The 19,254-nt window shown below is 68.0% G+C and carries 15 protein-coding genes; 7 read left to right on the forward strand and 8 right to left on the reverse strand.

Translation table 11 applies throughout. The features are described from left to right. Positions 1 to 246 precede the first annotated feature (246 nt). A complete protein-coding gene (locus tag D7044_RS13385) occupies positions 247 to 5,412 on the reverse strand; it encodes a peroxidase family protein (protein WP_199716609.1) in 5,166 nt (1,721 codons plus the stop codon). A gap of 750 nt (positions 5,413 to 6,162) precedes the next feature. Between D7044_RS13385 and D7044_RS13390 the strand changes: the two genes are divergently transcribed. Further along, on the forward strand, positions 6,163 to 6,630 hold the full coding sequence (locus D7044_RS13390) for an SAM-dependent methyltransferase (RefSeq protein ID WP_120689038.1): 468 nt from the start codon (positions 6,163 to 6,165) through the stop codon (positions 6,628 to 6,630). Between the two features lie 86 nt (positions 6,631 to 6,716). Next, positions 6,717 to 7,259, forward strand: a complete 543-nt coding sequence (locus tag D7044_RS13395) for an RBBP9/YdeN family alpha/beta hydrolase (protein ID WP_120689039.1) — start codon at positions 6,717 to 6,719, stop codon at positions 7,257 to 7,259. 89 nt (positions 7,260 to 7,348) lie between these two features. On the opposite strand, the gene D7044_RS13400 is transcribed toward D7044_RS13395, so the two are convergent. Both D7044_RS13400 and D7044_RS13405 read right to left on the reverse strand, forming a co-directional pair. Then, positions 7,349 to 8,119, reverse strand: coding sequence for an SDR family NAD(P)-dependent oxidoreductase (locus D7044_RS13400; protein ID WP_120689040.1), 771 nt, complete (start codon positions 8,117 to 8,119; stop codon positions 7,349 to 7,351). Between the two features lie 135 nt (positions 8,120 to 8,254). Further along, positions 8,255 to 8,860 carry a TetR/AcrR family transcriptional regulator gene (locus D7044_RS13405; RefSeq protein ID WP_120689042.1) on the reverse strand — a complete coding sequence of 202 codons (606 nt, stop codon included), beginning with the start codon at positions 8,858 to 8,860 and terminating at the stop codon, positions 8,255 to 8,257. 217 nt (positions 8,861 to 9,077) lie between these two features. Here D7044_RS13405 and D7044_RS32360 point away from each other — a divergent pair, with 217 nt between their 5' ends. Together D7044_RS32360 and D7044_RS13415 are read left to right on the forward strand one after the other, a co-directional pair. Further along, positions 9,078 to 9,908 (forward strand): tautomerase family protein, encoded by an 831-nt coding sequence (locus D7044_RS32360; protein ID WP_158609987.1) that lies wholly within the window; start codon positions 9,078 to 9,080, stop codon positions 9,906 to 9,908. A 121-nt stretch (positions 9,909 to 10,029) separates the two neighbouring features. Further along, positions 10,030 to 10,329, forward strand: a complete 300-nt coding sequence (locus D7044_RS13415) for a hypothetical protein (protein WP_147434651.1) — start codon at positions 10,030 to 10,032, stop codon at positions 10,327 to 10,329. A gap of 90 nt (positions 10,330 to 10,419) precedes the next feature. Here D7044_RS13415 and D7044_RS13420 read toward each other — a convergent pair whose 3' ends face one another. From D7044_RS13420 to D7044_RS13435, 4 genes are all read right to left on the reverse strand, one after another. Beyond that, complete coding sequence (locus tag D7044_RS13420) at positions 10,420 to 10,788, reverse strand: GNAT family N-acetyltransferase (protein WP_120689046.1); 369 nt, start codon at positions 10,786 to 10,788, stop codon at positions 10,420 to 10,422. A 172-nt stretch (positions 10,789 to 10,960) separates the two neighbouring features. After that, positions 10,961 to 11,905 carry an NADP-dependent oxidoreductase gene (locus D7044_RS13425; protein WP_120689047.1) on the reverse strand — a complete coding sequence of 315 codons (945 nt, stop codon included), beginning with the start codon at positions 11,903 to 11,905 and terminating at the stop codon, positions 10,961 to 10,963. A gap of 184 nt (positions 11,906 to 12,089) precedes the next feature. After that, a complete protein-coding gene (locus tag D7044_RS13430) occupies positions 12,090 to 12,563 on the reverse strand; it encodes a GNAT family N-acetyltransferase (RefSeq protein ID WP_120689048.1) in 474 nt (157 codons plus the stop codon). Positions 12,564 to 12,597: 34 nt separating this feature from the next. After that, positions 12,598 to 13,086 (reverse strand): GNAT family N-acetyltransferase, encoded by a 489-nt coding sequence (locus D7044_RS13435; protein WP_120689050.1) that lies wholly within the window; start codon positions 13,084 to 13,086, stop codon positions 12,598 to 12,600. A 1,369-nt stretch (positions 13,087 to 14,455) separates the two neighbouring features. Here D7044_RS13435 and D7044_RS13440 point away from each other — a divergent pair. From D7044_RS13440 to D7044_RS13450, 3 genes are all read left to right on the forward strand, one after another. Beyond that, positions 14,456 to 15,361, forward strand: a complete 906-nt coding sequence (locus D7044_RS13440; protein ID WP_120675607.1) for a ferritin-like domain-containing protein — start codon at positions 14,456 to 14,458, stop codon at positions 15,359 to 15,361. Between the two features lie 363 nt (positions 15,362 to 15,724). Then, positions 15,725 to 16,201: a tetratricopeptide repeat protein gene (locus D7044_RS13445; protein WP_233564972.1), complete on the forward strand. Its 477-nt coding sequence runs from the start codon at positions 15,725 to 15,727 to the stop codon at positions 16,199 to 16,201. A 300-nt stretch (positions 16,202 to 16,501) separates the two neighbouring features. Beyond that, positions 16,502 to 16,783 (forward strand): hypothetical protein, encoded by a 282-nt coding sequence (locus D7044_RS13450; protein WP_233564973.1) that lies wholly within the window; start codon positions 16,502 to 16,504, stop codon positions 16,781 to 16,783. On the opposite strand, the gene D7044_RS13455 is transcribed toward D7044_RS13450, so the two are convergent. Continuing rightward, the gene (locus D7044_RS13455; RefSeq protein WP_120689053.1) at positions 16,771 to 18,990 is read right to left on the reverse strand and encodes a HelD family protein; all 2,220 of its coding nucleotides are present in this window, start codon (positions 18,988 to 18,990) and stop codon (positions 16,771 to 16,773) included. The two genes, D7044_RS13450 and D7044_RS13455, sit on opposite strands and share 13 nt — an antisense overlap. Positions 18,991 to 19,254: the final 264 nt, after the last annotated feature.

Genomic DNA, 19,254 nt, shown 5'->3' on the forward strand with positions numbered 1-19,254 from the left:
GCCAACCGACAGGTGGGCCCGGCGGCGGCGGGCGGCGACCCGGATCCCGGCGTCCAACGCTCGCCGACATTACCGACCATCTGGGCCACGGCAAGGCGACGCGGCAGGGACGACGACGGGAACTTTCCGTGCCGGGACCCGGGACGTTGCGGCGGCCCGAAAGATCGGGCGAGCGCGCGACCCCGGTGACACGCCAGGGCGCTCCGGACCGGAGTCCGGAGCGCCCCACCGGGTCGTGCGGTCAGGTCACGAACCCGTGGTGAAGGTCCATGACGTGGTGAGCAGGGGGTTCCCGGCCAGGTCGCGCAGGGCGGTGGGGCCACCGGTCAGGGTGACCTCGTACGCCACGTTGGCCTGGAGTTGAACGTTCGGGTCGATCGTGAGCAGCCGGGTGGCGGGGTCGTAGCTGACCCGGGTCACCAGGACGTTGCCGTTGGAGACCCGTTTCAACTGCACGGCGGCGGCGCTGGCACCGGTGACCGCCTCGTCGAAGGTCACCGTGATGTTGCCGGTGCGGGACACGCCGGTCGCCCCCGGCTCCGGTGTCCGGGCCGTCACCTGCGGCGCGGGGCCGGTGGTGAAGGTCCAGCTCAGCTGTGTCAGGGCGTTGCCGGCGGCATCCGTGATCCCGGTCGTCAGGGTGACCCGGTACGTCGTGTCCGCAGCCAGGCCGGCGTCGGGGTTGAGGGTGAACCGCCCGACCTGACGGTTGTAGGCGACCGTGGCCGGGACCAGGGCGTTGGTGGCGGCGTTGCGCAGCTGGACGGTGTTCGCGTTCACGCCGTTCACCACCTCGCTGAACAGGCCCTGGACGTTCGTCCCCCGACCGACGCCGGTCGCGCCGGGCAGCGGCCGTTCCACCGTCACCGTCGGGGGCGTCACGTCGAGGATGGGCGTGACCTCGTCGGAGAGGGCCGAGTACGCCCCCGTGCCCACCTCGTTGACCGCCGCCACCTGGAACCGGTAGGCCTGACCGTTGGTCAGGCCGGTGACCAGCAGGCTCGTCGCGCCCGCCGGGGCGGTACGCGGCTCGCCGACCTGGGTGCCCGCGGCGTTCACGACCCGGACCAGGTAGCCGGAGACCGCCGGCCCGCCGTTGTCCGCCGGTGCGGTCCAGGTGACGGTCGCCGACTCGTTGCCACCGTTCGCGGTCCCGATCGTCGGGGCCCCGGGGGTGAGCATCGTGACGGTGGTGTCGGTGAACTCCAGCCGCTCGACGTTCCGGAGCGTGTCCGTGCCGTCGCCGCCGGCGCCGCCCTGGTCGCCGGCGGGTGGCACGTTGCGGGCGTGGACCACGGTCAGCGTCCCGTCGGCGTTCGGGATGATGTCGTAGTCCGCCCGCGGTCCGGTGAAGACGGCCGTGTCGACCCCGGCCGGTCCGGTGTGCAGGATCTCCCGGACGATCACGATGTTGTGGGGGTTGAGCGCTCCACTGAACACCGCCTGGTGCAGGGTCTGCCCGGTCGGGTTCCCGGCGGCGTCGCGCAGGTACTGGCCGTTCAGGGAGGTGGTGGTGCCGATCTCCGTCGTCGCGTCGGCCGGGTTGGTCCGAACGCTGAGTCGCACGTTCAGCCAGGCGTCCCCGTCGATGATGTCGTCGGCTCCCCGGCCGGTGATCTCGTCACTGCCACCACCGCCGAGCAGGATGTTGCCGCCGCCGAAGCCACAGACCGCGGCGGACGGGCTGACCTCCGGCGGGCTGGCGACGCACGCGGTGCGACCCGCCACGAGCGACCGCAGACCCTTGATCCGGTCGATGCCCTCCTCGGTCAGTACGTTGGAGCCCCAGGGCGTGTTCAGCTCCAGGTCCTGTTCGAGCGGGACCAGGTCGTCTCCCTTGAGGACGTCGTCCTTGTCCCAGCCCGACAGCGCCTCGGTCAACAGGAAACGGTCGGCGAGCATGATCGGCGCGTCGGCGATGGCGATGGTCAGGTCGGAGTCCGCCGCCTCCACCGAGCGGGCGTGGATCGCGAAGTCGAAACCGCGTACACCGTGGTTCCGCTCGATGCCCGGACCGGCGACCATGATGTCGTCGCCGCCCTCGGCGTCGTAGTCGTCCTCACCGCTGTTGCCGATCAGGACGTCGTGCCCGGGTTCGTTGATGTCGTCGAAGAACGGCGCGCCGCTGTCGCCCTGGAGCAGGTCGTTGGAGTTGCCGCCCTCCTGCCAGTCGTCACCGCCGCCGCCGAACACGGTGTCGGGCCCGTCACCGGCGATGACGAAGTCGTCGCCCTCACCGGCGAAGGTCTGGTTGCCGTTGAGGCCGCCGTTGGTGAAGTCCTTACCGTCACCACTCATGATGATGTCCAGGCCGGGCCCGGCGTCGATGGCGTCGTTGCCCGCGCCGCCCTTGTGCACGTCGTCCCCGGCCGAGTCGGTGATGATGTCGTCGCCCAGCCCGCCCAGTGCTTCGTCGGCGCCGTCGTTGCCCTCGATACGGTCGTTTCCGTCGTTGCCCCAGAACGTGTCGTTGTCGATGCCGCCCCACATCCTGTCGTTGCCCGCGGTGCCGTTGTAGGTGCTCTGGGCGTTGAGACCCGGCGGGTCCACGGAGTTCGACTGCCGGTACCGGATCGTCCCGTCAGCCATCCGGATGAGCACCTTCGACTCGTCGCACTCCGATTCCGGATCGTCCGCAATGTTGTTGCCGGTGCCGGCGAAGGTGGGCCGGTTCAGGTCGAACTTGCAGTCCGAGGTGGCGAAGACGTCGGCCTTCAGCGCCTGCGCGGTGGTGTTGCGCATGACGAGTTCGGCCATCGAGTTGCCTTCGAGCTCGGTGCGCAGGTTGAGCCCGGAGGTACGCGACAGGTAGTAGAGCCGGTCACCGTCCTGCAGGTCGGTCATCTGCCGCTCGAAGACGTAGTTGAAGGTGGAGCCGAGCAGGCCACCGAAGAAGACCTGCGACTCGGCGAGGCCACCGATCCACAGGTCGATGCCGTCGACACCGGTCGTGGAGCCGCCACCGGCGGTGTTCGCCCAAGCCCCGATGCTGTTGACGAAGTCGGCGCTGTCGGCCGGCGTCTTCGGCACCGGGTTCAGGGCGGCGTCGTTCTCGTAGATCAGCCGGGCGGCCGCGCGCCGCGAGGCCAGGGTGGCCGGCTTGTTGTCAGCACTCTCGTCGGCGGCGGTGTCGGGGACGTCCTCGACGATGTGGTCCGGGCCCGCGTCGGTCAGGATGCGCGGGTGCGTCCCGTACGCCGCCATGAAGTTGATGACGGAGTCCGGATGCTTGATGCTGAGCCCGAAGTCGACCCAGTTCGTGTACGGCTGCAGGGCGCTGTCGTTGGTCTGTGCGTACACCTGCTTGCGGAAGTTGTTCAGCGACGGGACACCGGCGTCGCGGGCTCGGGTCATGTTGACGGCGGCGAGGTCCAGCGGCAGCCCGAGCAGGTTGTTGCGGAGTGCTCCGGTGACGAACTCGTCGAGTTCGTTACCGGTCTGCTCGGTCATCCCCTGGGCGATCGCGCCGGCGGCCTGGGCCGCGGTGTACGTGCCTCCGTCGCCGTCGCGGAAGAAGGCCGGCGGGTTGAGGAACGCCTCCAGCAGCGGGATGTCGCTCTTCGAGCCGTCCTCATTGGTCCGGGCGACCGTGTCGGCCAGCATCGAGTGTCCGAACCGGTACACGGCGTGGGCGAATTCGGCGCGGACGTCGGGGTTGATGCCGGTGTCCGACTGGGTGAAGACGTTGAACGGGTTGATCCCGGGCTGGATCTTGCGGGCGAAGTCCTCGAAGACGATGTGCTGGTACTCCATCTCCGTCACGAACCGCGCGGCCTGGAAGATCCGCTCACCGTTCCAGCCGTCGGCGCCGGTCGGCGACTGCCACTCGGCGACGTCGATGTTCTCCTCGATGATGAGGTTCTTGATGTAGTCGACCAGCCGGTTGTGCTCGGAGTGGAACACCTGGTGCACGGCGACGAGACCGATGTTCTCGTTGACCCGTCCGTCGCCGGCGACGAAGTGGGCGTCGAGCATCTCGTTGTCGTACCGGTCGGCGGGCAGTTGGGTGCCCGGCGGGTTGATCACGGTGTCGGCGTCCGGGGTCTTGGCGACCGACGGCACCGCGTGGTGCGCGATGTCGTCGAGGAAGGCGATGTTGATCCGGCTGACGTTCGCCGGGATCGCGATCGGCGCGGCGGGGTTGCCCTCGACCAGGCCGGTGGCCGTCACCAGCTGCGGGTATCCGTTGGGGCCGCGCAGGAACCGGCCGTACTGGTCGGCGGCGACCATCGGCACGTTCAACACGTCGACGTCGGCGAGTCGGATGCCGAGCAGCGAGGCGGCCTGGTTCTTGACGCTCGCCCAGGTCCCCATGCCATCGGTCGGGCCGTTCAGCATCCGGCCGGTGGCGACCGGCTTGCCGGCGCTGTTGTTCTTGTACTGGCGCAGGAAGACCTGGTGGGAGGAGTGCGACGCGTACGTCTGGCTCTGGTCGACCCACGACGAGTTCAGGTTGGTGGCCTCCTGGACGTCGTCCGCGCTCTCGTCGGTCGCGGTCGCCGGGTTGTCCCCGAGGTGGCCGTCCGGACCGGGCTGGTTCTTCGCCCGGTTGACCACCATGAACCGCATGTTCGGCGGCAGGTCGTCGGCGGTGCCGAGTTCGCCGTCCGCGCCGGGGATCAGCGGGTCGTCGGCTTGGAGGGGCACGATGACCGAGCCGCTGCCGCCCTTGGCGGTGAGGTCGACGCCGTGGTCGAAGAACTGACCGAAGAGCGCGAACCACGAGTTGTACGGCGGGGAGAGGCCGAAGTCGGTGGTGACGTTCGGGATGAACAGGGTGCCGCCCCGGGGTGTACAGCCGGGCGGTGAGCCTTCGGTCGCTGGTGGGCCGGGGTCCGGCTCGACGACGCAGGGCACCGCGGTGGGATCCTGGTTCAAACTTCGGTGCGGCCTGCCGGCGGCCACCACGGCGGCCGGGTTGGCCGACGACTGGTCGACGATCAGGTTGCTGATCACCCGCGGCTGGGCGTCGGCGACCACGCCCTTCTTCTGGGAGTACGACGAGTTCGCCGGGCCGCCGAAGGCGGTGGCGTCGTCACCGGGCCGCCACTGCGGTGCGGCGTGCCGGGGGAACGTCTTGGCGACAGCACCGTAGGAGCTCTGGCCGGGGACGCCGTTGTTGTCCGACCCGTCCACCGTCCGCAGACCGTACGGCAGCAGCGCGCTGCTGACCTGGTTCGCTCCGGATCCGAAGAGCGGTTGTCCGGCGACCGGCTCCCCACCGGGCCCCTCCCTGGTCGCGTGGTTCTCGGCGATCTTGATCTGCCTGAGGATGAACCTCAGGTCGCCGGCGTTGAGCTCGAACCCCTGACCGACGGGTGCGGCCTGGGCCGGGCCGGCCGTCAGGGGCAGCAGGCTGAACCCCACGATGGCAGCGAGCCCCGCGGCCAGGATCTTTCGGCGTCTGGTCACCATTCTTCCCTCTCGGTAACTGATAGATATCGATTGGGGTGCACGATCGACGACAGGGAAAGGGCGTGCAGGAATGCCGACACCGTTACCCGGCGCGCGATGGGAATAGCGCGCGATGAACTGCGCCGGCTTCGTGCGGCACCTCACCCTGTATGGCGTTGCCTCAACGCTGTCTAAGGCGGACGGACCTGCGATAGGCGGTGTTCATCGAGCGGCTAACTAATGTTCCGCTAAGGCAACTTGCCAGCGATATTAGAACGGTTCCAGTCAACGAGTTGATGGCCGTTCGGGTGATGTCGGGCGGTCGCAAGGACCAGCAGGGGGCGGCGTTCGCTTGACGGAACGTAGCGGTTCGGCTGCACGGTGTGGAGCGGACGCGGCCGGGCACCGCTCCCGGCGTGGGTCCGACACTCGGCTCGGTTGGGCGCGTGACTACCCGCCGCAAGCGGCGGAGCAGCGCGAATCGGCAATCGAGCGCCTGGCGATCCGCGCTCCGCAGACGGCAGGCGGCCGACGAAATCACCTTTTCCGACAGCTGTGCGAATTGCTCGGCCGTATCAGCGACCCTGCCAGGGAAAAAGGGAAGTGTCGACTTCCGGACGTAGCCTGCCGGCCGCCCGGTTTCGCGCAGATACACCGGTCGCTCGAATGCCTCGGCGAGATCCGAGATACGGCGATATGGGAGCAAACATCGAAGATCGTCGCCCGTGGGTACCGACCGGACGGGCGCGTGGAGATTAGCCTCCAGCCATGCCGAGCTTCGAGATCACCCCGATAGGTACGGTCCGGAACGACCGCACGGACATCCAGCACACGGACAACTGGGGAGCCGTCCGCAGCACGATCACCATCGACGAGCGTTTCGGCGAGGCCAGCCTCCAAGGGCTGGAGGGCTTCTCCCATGTGGAGGTCCTCTTCGTCTTCGACCAGTTCCCGGAGCACGGCGACTACCGCGAACCCCGCCCCTACCGTGGCCGTCCAGACCTCCCGCCCGTCGGCGTCTTCGCCGGTCGCGGCCCCCGCAGACCGAACCGCATCGGGGTGACGTGCTGCGCCATCGAGTCCGTCCGCGGTCGCGAACTGACCGTGGTGGGCCTCGACGCGGTCTCCGGCACTCCGGTCATCGACGTGAAGCCGACGATGGTGGAGTTCCTCCCGGGCGAGGTCCGGCAGCCGGAATGGGTCAGCGCAATGATGTCGGAGTACTTCCAACCGTAGGCGGCGGCACCGAGGAGGCCGAGGTCCGGCGGCCGGCCCGTTGGGGGCTCGACGACGGTGAAGCGAAGGCCGATAGCGTCTCCGTCATGGAGAACATGATCGTCGTACCGGGCCTGGGTGGTTCCGGGCGTGATCACTGGCAGTCCCACTGGCTCCAGGACTGGGCCGGCGCTGTTCGGGTCGAGCAGCGGAACTGGGATCAGCCGGACCGGGACGAGTGGGTCGCCGAGCTGCACGGCACGGTCCAGCGGGCCGAAGGAGCGGTCGTACTGGTCGCACACAGCCTCGGCTGTCACACCGTCGCCCACTGGGCTCAGCGGCACGTCGCCCAGGTCCGCGCGGCGCTGCTGGTGGCGCCGCCCGATATCGACTACTCGGCGTCCCGTGGTGCGCCGATCGCCCGCTTCGGCCCGACCCCGGCGGACCCGTTGCCGTTCCCGACCGTCCTGGCGGCCAGCAGCACCGACCAATGGGCGGAGATCGGCTGGTCCCGGCTGCTGGCGAAACAGTGGGGCGCGCGCTTCGTGGACCTCGGCGCCGTCGGCCACGTCAACCCGGCGGCCGGCTTCGGCCCATGGCCCCGGGGTGAGGAGTTGCTCCGGGACCTCCTCGCCGAGACCGCCGACTGAGGTCGCACCTGTTCGGATGCCGGCGCCGCCGCGGCTTCAGCAACGTTCCCGAGGGTCTCGCGGCAACGCGCGGACGGCATGAGGCGCCGTCACCAGTCCAGCGGCGCGGCGAGGAACGGTGCGTCATCGGGCGCCGTTCTGCGCGCCGCCAGCACGGTCGTGGCCGTCTGACCCACGGGGACTCGGAATGGTGCCGTGGCACCCTGGTCGATCGTGGCGGCGACGGCGTCGGCTACCTCTTCGACCGAGACGGGCGCGGAGCGGAACGGTCCGAGTTTGTTCAGCAGGGGTCGGTAGGGGCTGTCCTCGTCGAGGTACACCTTGGCGAGCTCCGCGCCGCCGGAGGTGACCGCGGGTGGCTGCACCACGTGCACGGACACGCCGAAGTGGCCGGCCTCGATGGCGATGGTCTCCGCGAACGCCTCCAGCGCGTGCTTGGTCGCGCCGTACGCGCCGATCAGCGGGATGACCAGCCGACCCTGGATGCTGGACATGAAGATGAGCTGTCCCGATCCTCGGTCGCGCATCTGCGGGAGTACGGCCTGGGCGACCCGCAGCGCCCCGAACGTGTTCAGCTCGAACAGGTCGCGCAGCGCGTCGAGGGGGATCGACTCGAGCGGTGCCCGGACAGTCGTGCCGGCGTTGCTGAGCAGTACGTCGACGCGTCCCGCCCGGGCGACCGCGGCGTCCACCGAGTCCTGGTCGGTGACGTCGAGCCGCAGCTTCACCGCTGCGGGAACGTCGTCGAGGGTGGACAGGTCGCGGGCGGTCGCGATGACCTGATGGCCTCTGGCGGCCAGGGCGATCGCGGCGCCCCTGCCGATGCCGCGCGACGTTCCGGTGATCAGTACTCGTGCCATGCGAGGTAGGTCCTTCCTTGGGGTTGCCGCCGGTCCGGCGTCGCCGGCACTCCGAGCCGCAGCCATAATAGGTATGACGGCATGCATATTGTCTGGACATGGGTCGAGGGCCGGTCGACTCCGACGACCGGATTTTCAGGCTCTGCCGCGACGCGAGCCCTTGGGCGCCCCGCCGTCCGCGAGACTGACCAGGGCGGCCCGAACCGCGTCGAAGGGAGCCGGGCTACGCAGAGCGCGGGCGGTGACCAACGCGCCTTCGACGCCGGCGACCACCGCATCGGCCAGCACGCGTGCGGGCGCCTGGTCGATGCCGAGGACGATGAAGTGGAACGCGAGCCGGTCGATCATCTGCGCGAACGCGCGTCGGCTCGTCTCCGCCATGTCGGCGGACTGCTGGGCGGCTCCGTCGATCACCAGCGGTGCGATTCCGCAGCCCCGGGCGTACTCGCTGGCGATCATGCCCTCGCGACCCAGGTCCACGTAGCGCTCGATGAGCTCGGCGGCGGAGCCGGCCCCTTCGGCGGCCTGGTCGATGATGACGACCTGGTCGTGGGCGTGCGCCTCGGCCGCCACCATCGCCAACTGCGCCTTGCCGCCGGGAAAGTGGAAGTAGACCGAGCCGCGCGGCGCCTCGCTGAGCTTGAGCACGTCGGAGAAGGCCGTCGCCTCGTAGCCGCGCTGCCGGATCAGCTGCTTGGCCGCCTCCACCATCCTCTGCCGGGCATCCGACCGACGAGCCACGACTTCACCTCGCCTCTCCTCGCTCCGCCTTCTGTCCTGAATTATGTATGCTGCTCGGCATAGTTGCAAGCGGAAGCCCAGGAACTCTGGCAGGCCGGACGTCTCACCGGTACCCGGCAGGTCCTCCGCTTTCCCGGACTGCCGCCTGGAACGCGCCCCGGCTCGACAGAATTGACCAGACGCCGCCCAGGCCATCGGCCCGTCGAGAGGAGCGCGCATGCCCTTCGTCACCATCTCGCTGGCCCGGGGCAGGTCGGACCAGTATCTGGCTGCCGTATCCCAGGCGGTGCACGACGCGCTGGTCGCCGAGCTGAACATGAAACCGGACGACAACTTCCAGCTCATCCACCAGCACGAACCGGGCGAGATGGTCTTCGACCGTGGCTTCCGCGGCGGGCCACGCTCCGATGACTGGATCGTGTTCACGATCACCGACGGTATGGAACGTGGCGAACGGGCCAAGCGCAGGTTCTACTCGACGCTGGTCCGCCTGCTCGAAGAGGGTCCGGGCGTCCGTCCCGCCGACGTCTTCGTGGTCATGACCGTGACCCCGCCGGAGAACCTCTCCTTCGCCGGCGGAGTGATCGGCACCGACGTCGCCGCCGCCGAGTCGCTGGCCGCCGCAGCGCAAGCCCCAGGCACGCGCGACACGTACACCAGGGCCGAGATGACGTACGCCGTCACCCAACTCTTCCAGAACCGCGATCGCGGCCCCATCCTCCCGATGCTGCGCGACGACGTCGTCCTCACCCTGCCCACGACGCTGCCCTACGGCGGCCAGTTCACCGGCCCCGCCGCCTTCGACGACTTCTTCGCGAAGCTCCCGGGCGGTGGCGCCGTCTGGAAGTCGTTCCAGGTCGTCGTCGATGACGTCCTCGCCGCCGACGACCACGTCATCGCCCGACTCACCAACACGGCCGTACTCAAGGCGACCGGCAAGACCGTCGTCTTCCAGAACCTCTGGTTCTTCGGCGTCGCGGGCGGCCGCATCACCAGCGTCCAGCTCTACGCCGACACCGCCGCCACGACCAGTGGCGCAGCCGGTTGATCGTGGTCCCGCCCGCCCCGCGCTGCGCTCTCGCGCGACATCGCCACTCCCCCGGTCCATCGAGACGATCGTCGCTGGGCCCGTCGGGACACAGCACGTCAAGGAGGGCGAGACAGCATTGATGGCCCTTGCCGGGCATCGGACGAACACCATCGAGTACCTGTTGGGCAATCCAGTGACCGCCGAGAGCATGTTCGGTTACCACCCGGCGACCCTGCTCTACGCGCCGCTGCGCATCCTGGTGCACAGCGACGACGACGGCTGCGCCATCTTCACCCTGGATCAGCCGAGTGTGGCGTTCGGCGGCTTCGGCATCCCGCAGGTCACCGAGGTCGGCATAGGCCTCGACCGCAAGGTGGCCAACCTCCTCAAGCTGATCGGTGTCGAACCGCCCGAGGTGCTGGCCGGCCCCGCCACGTGACCCGAGCCGTTGCACGCTGTCGTCTGAATTCTCGGACCACGCGTTGCGGCCGGTCGGAGGTCAGAAATCGCCTGGGCGAGCCCGCTGGGCTCAGCCACCGACCTTCGCGCGCGCCGACTCGGCAGCAGCCCGGTCGGAGTAGCCGGGGTGTCGGGCGTCGATCAGATCGGCATAGGCGGTCGTTCGCGAAAGGTAGTCGACCACAAAGGGGCAGATCGCGGTGATCGTGCCTTCCCGGGCGCGGATCTCGTCCAGTACTCGCCGGACCATGGCGCCGGCCACGCCCTGGTGTTGATGACTCGACTCGACTTCGGTGTGCCGGAGGGCGTACCGGTTGGGCTTCAGGTGGGTGTAGTAGAGCCAGCCGACCAGCACGCCATCGCGATAGAGCTCGAAGCGGCCATGATCGAGGCTGTCGATCAACTCCTCCGCCACCGGCGCCTGTCCCTCACTGCTCATCGGCTCACCTTCCCAACGTGTAGTTACGCCGCACGATCAGACGGCTCGGTTCGGACCTTGAGGTCCGAGCATGGCTGCCGGCTGCCCGCTATGCACGGCGCGAGCGCCGCATCTTTGGACCAAATGGTCCCTTGACCGGGTCCACGCGGGCCCGGTTGCCGCCTGTGAACCCTCATGGGCGAACGCGGATGATCGTCTTCCCCCTGGTCCGCTCGGTCGGATTGAGGGCGGCCACGGCACCATCGAGGGTGGCGACGGTTCCGATGTTCGTCCGCACGCGCCCGTCCCGGACCCGCCGGGCGATCTCACCCAGCTGGACGCGGTCGGACACGACAACGAAGTCGATTGCCCGGCCGTCAGCAGGCCGCACCTCCGGCGGTCCGGTGACCGTCACCAGCGTCCCTCCGGCTCGAACCAGACCCGCGGACCGCTTCTGGATGTCGCCACCGAGAACATCGAAGACGAGATCGACTTCGCCGACGTCTTCCAGGGTGTCGTTGTCGAGGTCGACGAACTCGTGGACACCGAAGTCGACTGCGGTCTGTTGGCCGCTGGCACGTCCGGTGCCGATGACGTAGGCGCCGGCCTGCCGAGCGAGCTGCGTCGCCATCGAACCGACCACGCCGGCCGCGCCGTGCACCAGGACGCTCTGCCCCTCCAGGAGGTGGCCGTGATCGAACAGCCCCTGCCACGCAGTCAGGCCGGCCATCGCGACGCCGGCACCCACCGTGAAGTCAACGTCGCCCGGCAGCGGGGCAAGGTTGCGCGCCTCGACGACGACGTACTCCGCGAGCGTGCCGTCGCGGGTCCAGTCCGTAAGGCCGAACACCCGCTGTCCCACCGACAACCCGGTTGCTCCGTAGCTGAGCGCGGTGACCACCCCGGCCACCTCGTGGCCGGGGATCGACGGCGTCCGGTCACGGCCGAGGCGGTCGATCCAGGTCGAGGGCCACTCCAGCTCATCGCCGGTGAATCCAGACGAATGAACTTCGACGACGACATCGCCGTAGTTCGCGCCCTCAAGACTGGCGAGCCTCGCCGCGTCCGGCTCGGGCCGCTCCACCAGCCTCATCCCGGCCGTCCCGGCGGCCCGGTCCGTCACCACGATCGCTTTCATCTGAACGCCACTCCGAATCAGTCCTCGTCCACCCCGTTACGACACAACAGGGGTGCTGCTGTCTGCGCGTCATGACCGACCGCTGTTCACGGTCTCGCCCTCGACCGGCCCGGTTGAAGACGGCGACGGCATCGTCGAGGGTCGCGACGTTGCCGATCTTCGTCAGCAGTCGCCCGCTGGACGACTACGTCATGTCCTTCTCGAACGCGGTGAGCTCCTCGCCATGGTCGCCCGCTGCGCGTTCGCGCTGGGGGTAGGCGCCGGCACCGGGATGGACCTTGTCGATGAGGTCGAGGTACTGCGGGTTACGGGCAATGAACCTACCGACGACCGGGCAGATGATGGTGATCTTCTTCCCGCTCTCGCGGATCTCGTTCAGCACGCGAGCGACGAGCTCCGTGGCCACCCGGTTGCGCCGGTAGGCGGGGTCGACCCAGGTCGTCAGCAGCACGACACGGCCACCCACGAACCGGTACTGGAGCTCGGCGATCGCTTCGGCGCCGAGGGCGGCGATCCAGCGACCGCGCTCCACGTCGTTGATGACATCGAGCTCCCAGCTGGATTCCACCTCGCTGAGACTTGTCTCGTTCAGAGCGGCGATGACCGCCGCGTTGTTCTCTTCCCGGGTGGCCGCCTCGGCCTCGAGATCGATCGCCATTGTCACGCTTCCTGTCGGGGTGCTAAAGGTGGGTTCAGGACGAATGGGTGCGACGCAGGGTTACTCCCGGATGCTGAGGGTCGACGAGGTCGGCGTACTCGGGGTTGTGCTCGATGAACGTGCGGACGATCGGGCACAGGATGGTGACCGTCTTACCTTGCCCGCGCGCGTCGTCCAGGACGTGTCGGATCAACTCGGTGGCGATGCCCTGTTCGCGGAACTCGGAGAGCACGGAGGTGCCGAGCAGCACGAGTCGGTCGTCTCCGGCGACGCTGTAGGTCAGCCCGGCCACCTCCCGGCCCCCGACGAGGGCGTCGTAGGTGCCGAGTCTCTCGTTCTTGACGACCTGCAAGTCGAGCGCGGGGGTACGGGGATCATCGATTACCTCGTCGATGAGGACGGCTTGGTCCTGACTGAGGATGTCTTCCTCGTCGGGGTGTCCGGCCCCGTCGGAATACCCGAGGGCGTGGCGGGTCGGCTCGATGGGGTTGGTCATGGGGGGTACGCCTTCGGTGCTGGTCATCGGGTCACTTTCAAATCGTGGCGGTAGTCGTACGCGCCCAGTTGCATGTCATCGACGGGAGATGAAGGCGCAGTCGTCGACGCGCTGACTTCTCTTGCGAGGCGGCAATCGCGCTTCGTCGTACCGGGTCCGCATGAGCGATGGCGCATGATCGCCTCTCCCCTCCCTCCGCCCGGTCGGCGTGGAGGCGTCAGCCGAGGCCGGGCCGGTGTCGGCACCTGTGGCGGTGGGACCGGCGCAGCTGTCATCGAGTCGTTCCTCGCATCGTTGGATCACCTCGCGCTGCGACCGGGAGTCGCCGGGCACCGATGTCGCCCAGTTGTCCGGATTTGAGTCCGCCCGAGTCGCGGGACGCGATGACGATCGCCGCCCTGATGCGTGAACGACGACTACTCGCTCATCCATCAACCGGAGATCGCCGCAATCGTAGCTGCAACGGACTTGATGGTCCAATCTAGCTCCGGCTAGAACGAGTTCAACCGGCAGCCACTTGACCCATAGCACCTGCGCATCCAGCGAGCTTCCGCGTGCGGCAACGGCCCCAAAGGTCGAGCGGTTCTTGCAACGCACCGGTAACTGGACTGTTTGGTCCGCGACGACTGACCTGCGGAGGCGGCGGCCAGTGTCATGCCCGACGCCAGGAGGGTTCGATGGGACCGGCTCCCGCCGCCGAGGATGTTGTCGACGGCCAGCCGGTCGACGCGGTGGACATCCTGCCGATCAAACGCTGCCGTCTCGGTCGACGTCCTTTACCGGAGTGGCCCAGCACCCACCCGCCTCCGCTCCGCAAATTCGGCCGCGTACCGAGAAACCGCTCGAAAAGCCCCGCTTTCGACGCCAAGTACCGGCAAGAGCACGTACCGGAGCAACCCAAAGCCGAGGGCGCATGCGGCCCGGAGGAGGCGGTTGCGCCGCTTATGCCTCAATCGACGTCAAGTCCGTGTGCCCACGCCCAGGAAGCCGCCGGCCCAGCATCGAAGGCACGCGAGAAGCGAACGAGGACCCGCCGAACTCGCGACGGAGCGGGGATCAGAATCCACGCAGGTGACTGAACCCGGGAGATATGGGAAATGAATGATCCGACGGCAGCAAAGCCAGCCATAGGCGCCGCGTCCACCTCATGACCCGCTCGGGCGGCACCGCGGGCGAACCGATAGATAATGCGTGAACGTGCCTCCGCAGCCCGTAATACATGACGACTGCGCGCGCCACGGCCAGGGAGCATAGTCGACGTTTGATTCGTCCCGCTCCGCCTTCCGTCAAACAATTCCTGAGGTTCGTGTGCGCAACTAACGTGGTGTCATCCCTTCCAGCCAGGTCGGCCGGTGCGGACAGCCAAGGGACCTGGATGCATCGAATCGGAGGCAGCATGGACAACTGGTTCATCTCAGAGGCGGTGTCACGAAGTGCAGAATCCGAAACGGATCGGCAAAGGCTCGCGGCCCTGGTAGATCCAGAGGTGTGCAAGGCCGACCCGGCGGGTGGGGGCTCGCCGAGCGACGCAGCCATCCTCAACTTCGCGCTCAATCTCGAATATCTCGAAGCCGAGTTCTACCTCCGCGCGACGACGGGATCCGGGCTTCCTGACGAGATGACTACCGGCACCGGGGTCCGCGGCGAGGTGTCCGGCGGAGGATCAGTCAACTTCAGCAGCAACTTCGTGCAGAGGTTCGCGAAGGAGATCGCCGCCGACGAGATGCAGCACGTCGCCTTCCTGCGATCCGCGCTCGGCGATTCCGCTGTTGCTCGTCCCGCGATTTCACTGGATACGAGCTTCACCGCGGCCGCGACCGCCGCTGGCCTGATCAAGCAAGGCGAAAGCTTTGACCCGTACGCGAACGACCTGAACTTCCTCTTTGCGGCGTTCCTCTTCGAAGACGTAGGAGTCTCGGCCTTCAAAGGATCCGCGTCACTTTTGTCGAACAAAACGTACCTTGATGCGGCCGCCGGCCTGTTGGCCACCGAGGCATACCACGCCGGGATCGTCCGATCCGCTCTCTACAGCGTCGGACTTACCGACGACGCCGTATTCGACTCGGTGCAGAAGCTCTCCGACGCGCGTAACAGTCTCGATGGTCCGGCGGACGACGACCAGGGGGTCGGGACGGCGGCAGACCCGAATTTCATCCCCACGGATGAGAACGGGATGTGCTACGGCCGAACGGCCCAGTCCGTTCTGAACATCGTCTACCTGAGCCCGACCCCGGCGACTTCGGGTGGCTTCTACCCAGCCGGCCTGAACGGCGAGATCGTGATGAGCGCCGGAGCCGCCTGAGCGGGGGTGTAAAAAGATCTGTTGTGGACGATGTGGCGAGATGAAGCCTGCCGGCAGGTCCGGAGCGGGTGGCGCGGCGTCCGCGCGTCGCGGCTACCCCTCCGACCTGACCGCTGCCCAGTGATCGCATGCCCTACGAAGTGCCTACACGATCACCCCGATCCGGCATGATCCGCCGACCAGGGCATCACCGGCCGACTGATCGAATAAACCCGCGCAGGGCCGCGACGGCCGGCATGGCCGGCCACATCGCCCGCGGCAAACCGGCACGCCGTCAAACCCGCCGCACCGTCGCCTACGCCTGATCAACCCCATCCCATACACGCTCCGGTTAGGATCCGTGACATCGTCGGGAGCCGAGCCGTGCAGGAGCAGCCGATGATCATCGATGCGACGCTCGCCCGGATCAACGAAGGGGTGCAGTTGCACCATCATCAGGGCCGGCGTGCGGCTGCGCGCGACGTGTTCACGCAGATCTGGGACGAGATCGGCGGAGAGCAGGGCGACCCGTTGCACGTGTGCGTCCTCGCGCACTCGATGGCCGATGTGCAGGACGACGTCCACCAGGAGTTGGCCTGGGATCTACGGGCGTTGGCGGCGGCCGATCTGCTCACCGACGCCCGGGTCACTCAGGCCGGCGTGACCCTGCCGGTGGCCGGCCTGTATCCGTCGTTGCACCTGAACCTGGCAGAGTGCTATCGCAAGCTCGGCGACCTCGACCGTGCCCGCGAGTACCTCCAGCGTGCGCAGGCGGGGATCGGCGCGCTCGGCGATGACGAGTACGCGCAGCTGATCAGGGGCGGTCTCGATCGGGTGGCGCAGCAGCTGGCCGGCGAGTAGGCGTACCGCTGCCGACGAGACCGCCGGCAGCCGGCGGCGGTCGCCGGGCAGGATCCCGGATCAGCCGGCGGCTTCCCGTGCGGACGGCGTGAAGCGCCGTTTACCAGTCCAGCGGCGCGGCGAGGAACGGCGCGTCGTCGGGCGCCGTCCTGCGCGCCGCCAGCACGGCCGTGGCCGTCTGAAGACGAAATCCTTCGCCGGTACGGTCTGCGCCCGTCCGCCGCCGATCTGCCTCGCATCCGCGAAATACCGCTGCAAGCTCAGGAAGACCGTGAGCAGCATGACCAGGACACGGAGCTCATGAAGCTGTGCTGTCTGCAGCTGTTCAACGCCGGCCAACTGGGCGACGTGCTCGTCATCTGGCAGGCCAAGGAATCGAGCTGGAATGCCCACTGCTCGATCGACGTTCAACTGCTCTGCGGAGCAGGGTTGGACGCCACCAGGGCGTACCTGGAGGCTGACGGCTCGGCGCAGGCTGTAGAAGCGCTCCGCTACCTACTGGACTGCGAAGCCGCCGGCGACTTCGTCGGCTTCTCGGTAGTGGAGGAATCCCGCTGGAGGGCCAACTACTACCTGGGCTGACTTGGAGTGGCTACGGAACCGCGGGGTGACGTTTGCTGTTCGAGTATCAGCTGTCCGAGTTCCTGGGTGCATCGGGTGAGCGCGACGTAGAGGCCGTTCCAGCCGCGCGGTTCGGCGGCGATGCCCTGGGGATCGATGAGTACCGTGGCGTCCCATTCCAATCCCTTGGACTGGGTTGCGGTGAGCACCGGCACGTCGACCAGCACGGCCAGGAGTTCGGCGATGCGGTCGGCGGGGGCGATGACGCCGACCGTGCCGCCATGCCACCGTTGCTGCAGCTGTCGTACGGCTTGGGAGGCGGCGCCAGCAAGCTCGGCGGGCGTGATCGTGAGCTCCCAGGGGGCGATGCCGGAGGAACGTACCGCCCGTGGCGGCGCGTTGTGGCTGCCGGCTTTCTCCAAGACGGATTCGGTGAGGTCCATGACCTCACGCGGGGTCCGGTAACAGATGGTCAGCTCCGCGGCGGTCCAGCGGTCTCCGAAAACGGACTGCACCGCTTGTGCCCAGCTGGTGTGCCGGTGCGCCGCCTCCGCCTGGTCGATGTCGCCGACCGCGGTGATGGAGCGACTGGGACAGCGCCGTAGGACCATTTGCCACTGCATCTCGGAGAGCTCTTGTGCCTCGTCGATGACGACGTGGCCGTACACCCAGTCGCGCTGCCGGCGAGCGTGGTCGGCGACGAACTCGCCCTGTGGTTGCGGGGCTTCGACCTCGCCCAGCAGGTCGGCGAGGGCGTCGAGCAGGGGGATGTCGCTCGATGCCCACGGGGCAGGCTCGGCCGAGACAGCGGTGATCTCCGCCGGGGACAGCTGCGGGGCGAACCGGGCCAGCAGGGTGCGGTCGGTCAGGAGATCACCCAGCAGGGATTCGGTGTCGAGGGTGGGCCACCATGCCTCGATGAACCGGGCGATGGTGGCGTTCTCGGCGATGCGAGAACGGAGCTGTTCGATCTCGTCCTCGGAGAGCAGTCCGTCGACGTCGCTGCCGGTGGACCTCCTGTCGGGGTGGTGATCATGTTCCATGCTCCTGTCGACACGGGCGAGGATGTCCTCGAAGCCCTCCTCCATCTCGTTCATCAGCGCCTCGCGCTGCTCGGCGACGGCTTCGGCAAGGAGATGGTGCAGCTGCTCGGCGAACGCCGCCCGGGCGCGGTGGTACGCGCGCCCCTGCACCGCCGAGGCGAGCGCCTGTGCCACGGCTGCGGCCGTGATGACGTAGAAATCGCCCTCCCAGCGCAGCTTCAGCTCACGGGGCCGGGGCAGCAGCGACGTGACGTAGTTTTCGAGCGCGGGTTGCCAGAGCGCGCGGCCCTTGATCTCGGCGAGGAGCCGGCTCTCGTCGCGGCCCACGCGGATCCTGGGCAGCAGAGTGTCGCAGGTCGCCGAGACGACGGCGGTCTCGCCGAGCGCGGGCAGCACCTGGGCGATGTACTCGAGGAACCGTGACGAGGGGCCGAGGACCAGGACCGCTTGGTCGGCCATCTTGGGGTGGGCGAACAGCAGGTAGGCGACGCGGTGCAGGGCAACCACGGTCTTGCCGGTGCCGGGGCCGCCCTGAACGATCAGCGGGCCGGTCGCCTCGGCCCGGATGATGTCATCCTGTTCGCGTTGCAGCGTGGAGATCGCCGTCGACATGCGGCCGGTGCGCCGCTGGTCGAGGGCGGCCAGTAGAGCGGCTTCACCGACGAGTTCGGCCGTTATGGTCCCGTCCAGTGGCTCGTCATCCACACCGACGACGATCGATCCCGTGGTGCGTATGTGCCGGCGCCGTGCCTGACCTTGTGAGTCGACGGCCGTCGCCGTGTAGAAGGGTCGCGCTGCGGGAGCGCGCCAGTCCACCAGCAGTGGCTCGTTGTCCTCGCCGTCGTTGCGGAGACCGACACGGCCCACGTGTCGCACCGTGCCGTCGAGGCCGTCGAGGCGGCCGAAGACCAGCCCTTCCTCTGCTCGCCGTAGCTCCTCGTACTGCTGGCGGAGCATGCGCTGCCGGGCCCGTTCCAGCGAGTCCAGGGCCTCTGACGAAAGCTCGGCCTGCAGGTGGTCGATCAGCCTGTCGCGTCGGGCCGTGGCCGAGTCGAGAAACTCCTGCTCCTCGGCGACCGCGGATCGGCGCGCGACATCCTCTGCGGTAGAAGCCGACGGTTCACCGCCTGGTGTTGCTCCGCTGACGCCAGCAGTGCCGTAGTTCGGAGCAGAATTCCGGCGCATTCGCGAATCCTCGTATCGGTGTTCCCCGTCGGCTCGGATGAGCCGCAGCGCATTCCGGCGGCAAGCATAGGTTTGGTTCTCCCTCGTCGCCAGGAACTCCGTCGGCAGAGATGGAAATCTCAATGCCTTGCAGGTACGGGTCGATTGTGGCCTCACCTAATCGTGATTTGCTTATTGACAGTTCGGTCCTTATCTGATCTGACTGCCGACGCTGGCACTGCCCGCGCGCGACCCGACCACCGTGCGAACATCGTCGTTCACAAT

The organism is Micromonospora musae (genome assembly GCF_003626635.1).
Classification (GTDB): Bacteria; Actinomycetota; Actinomycetes; order Mycobacteriales; family Micromonosporaceae; genus Micromonospora; species Micromonospora musae.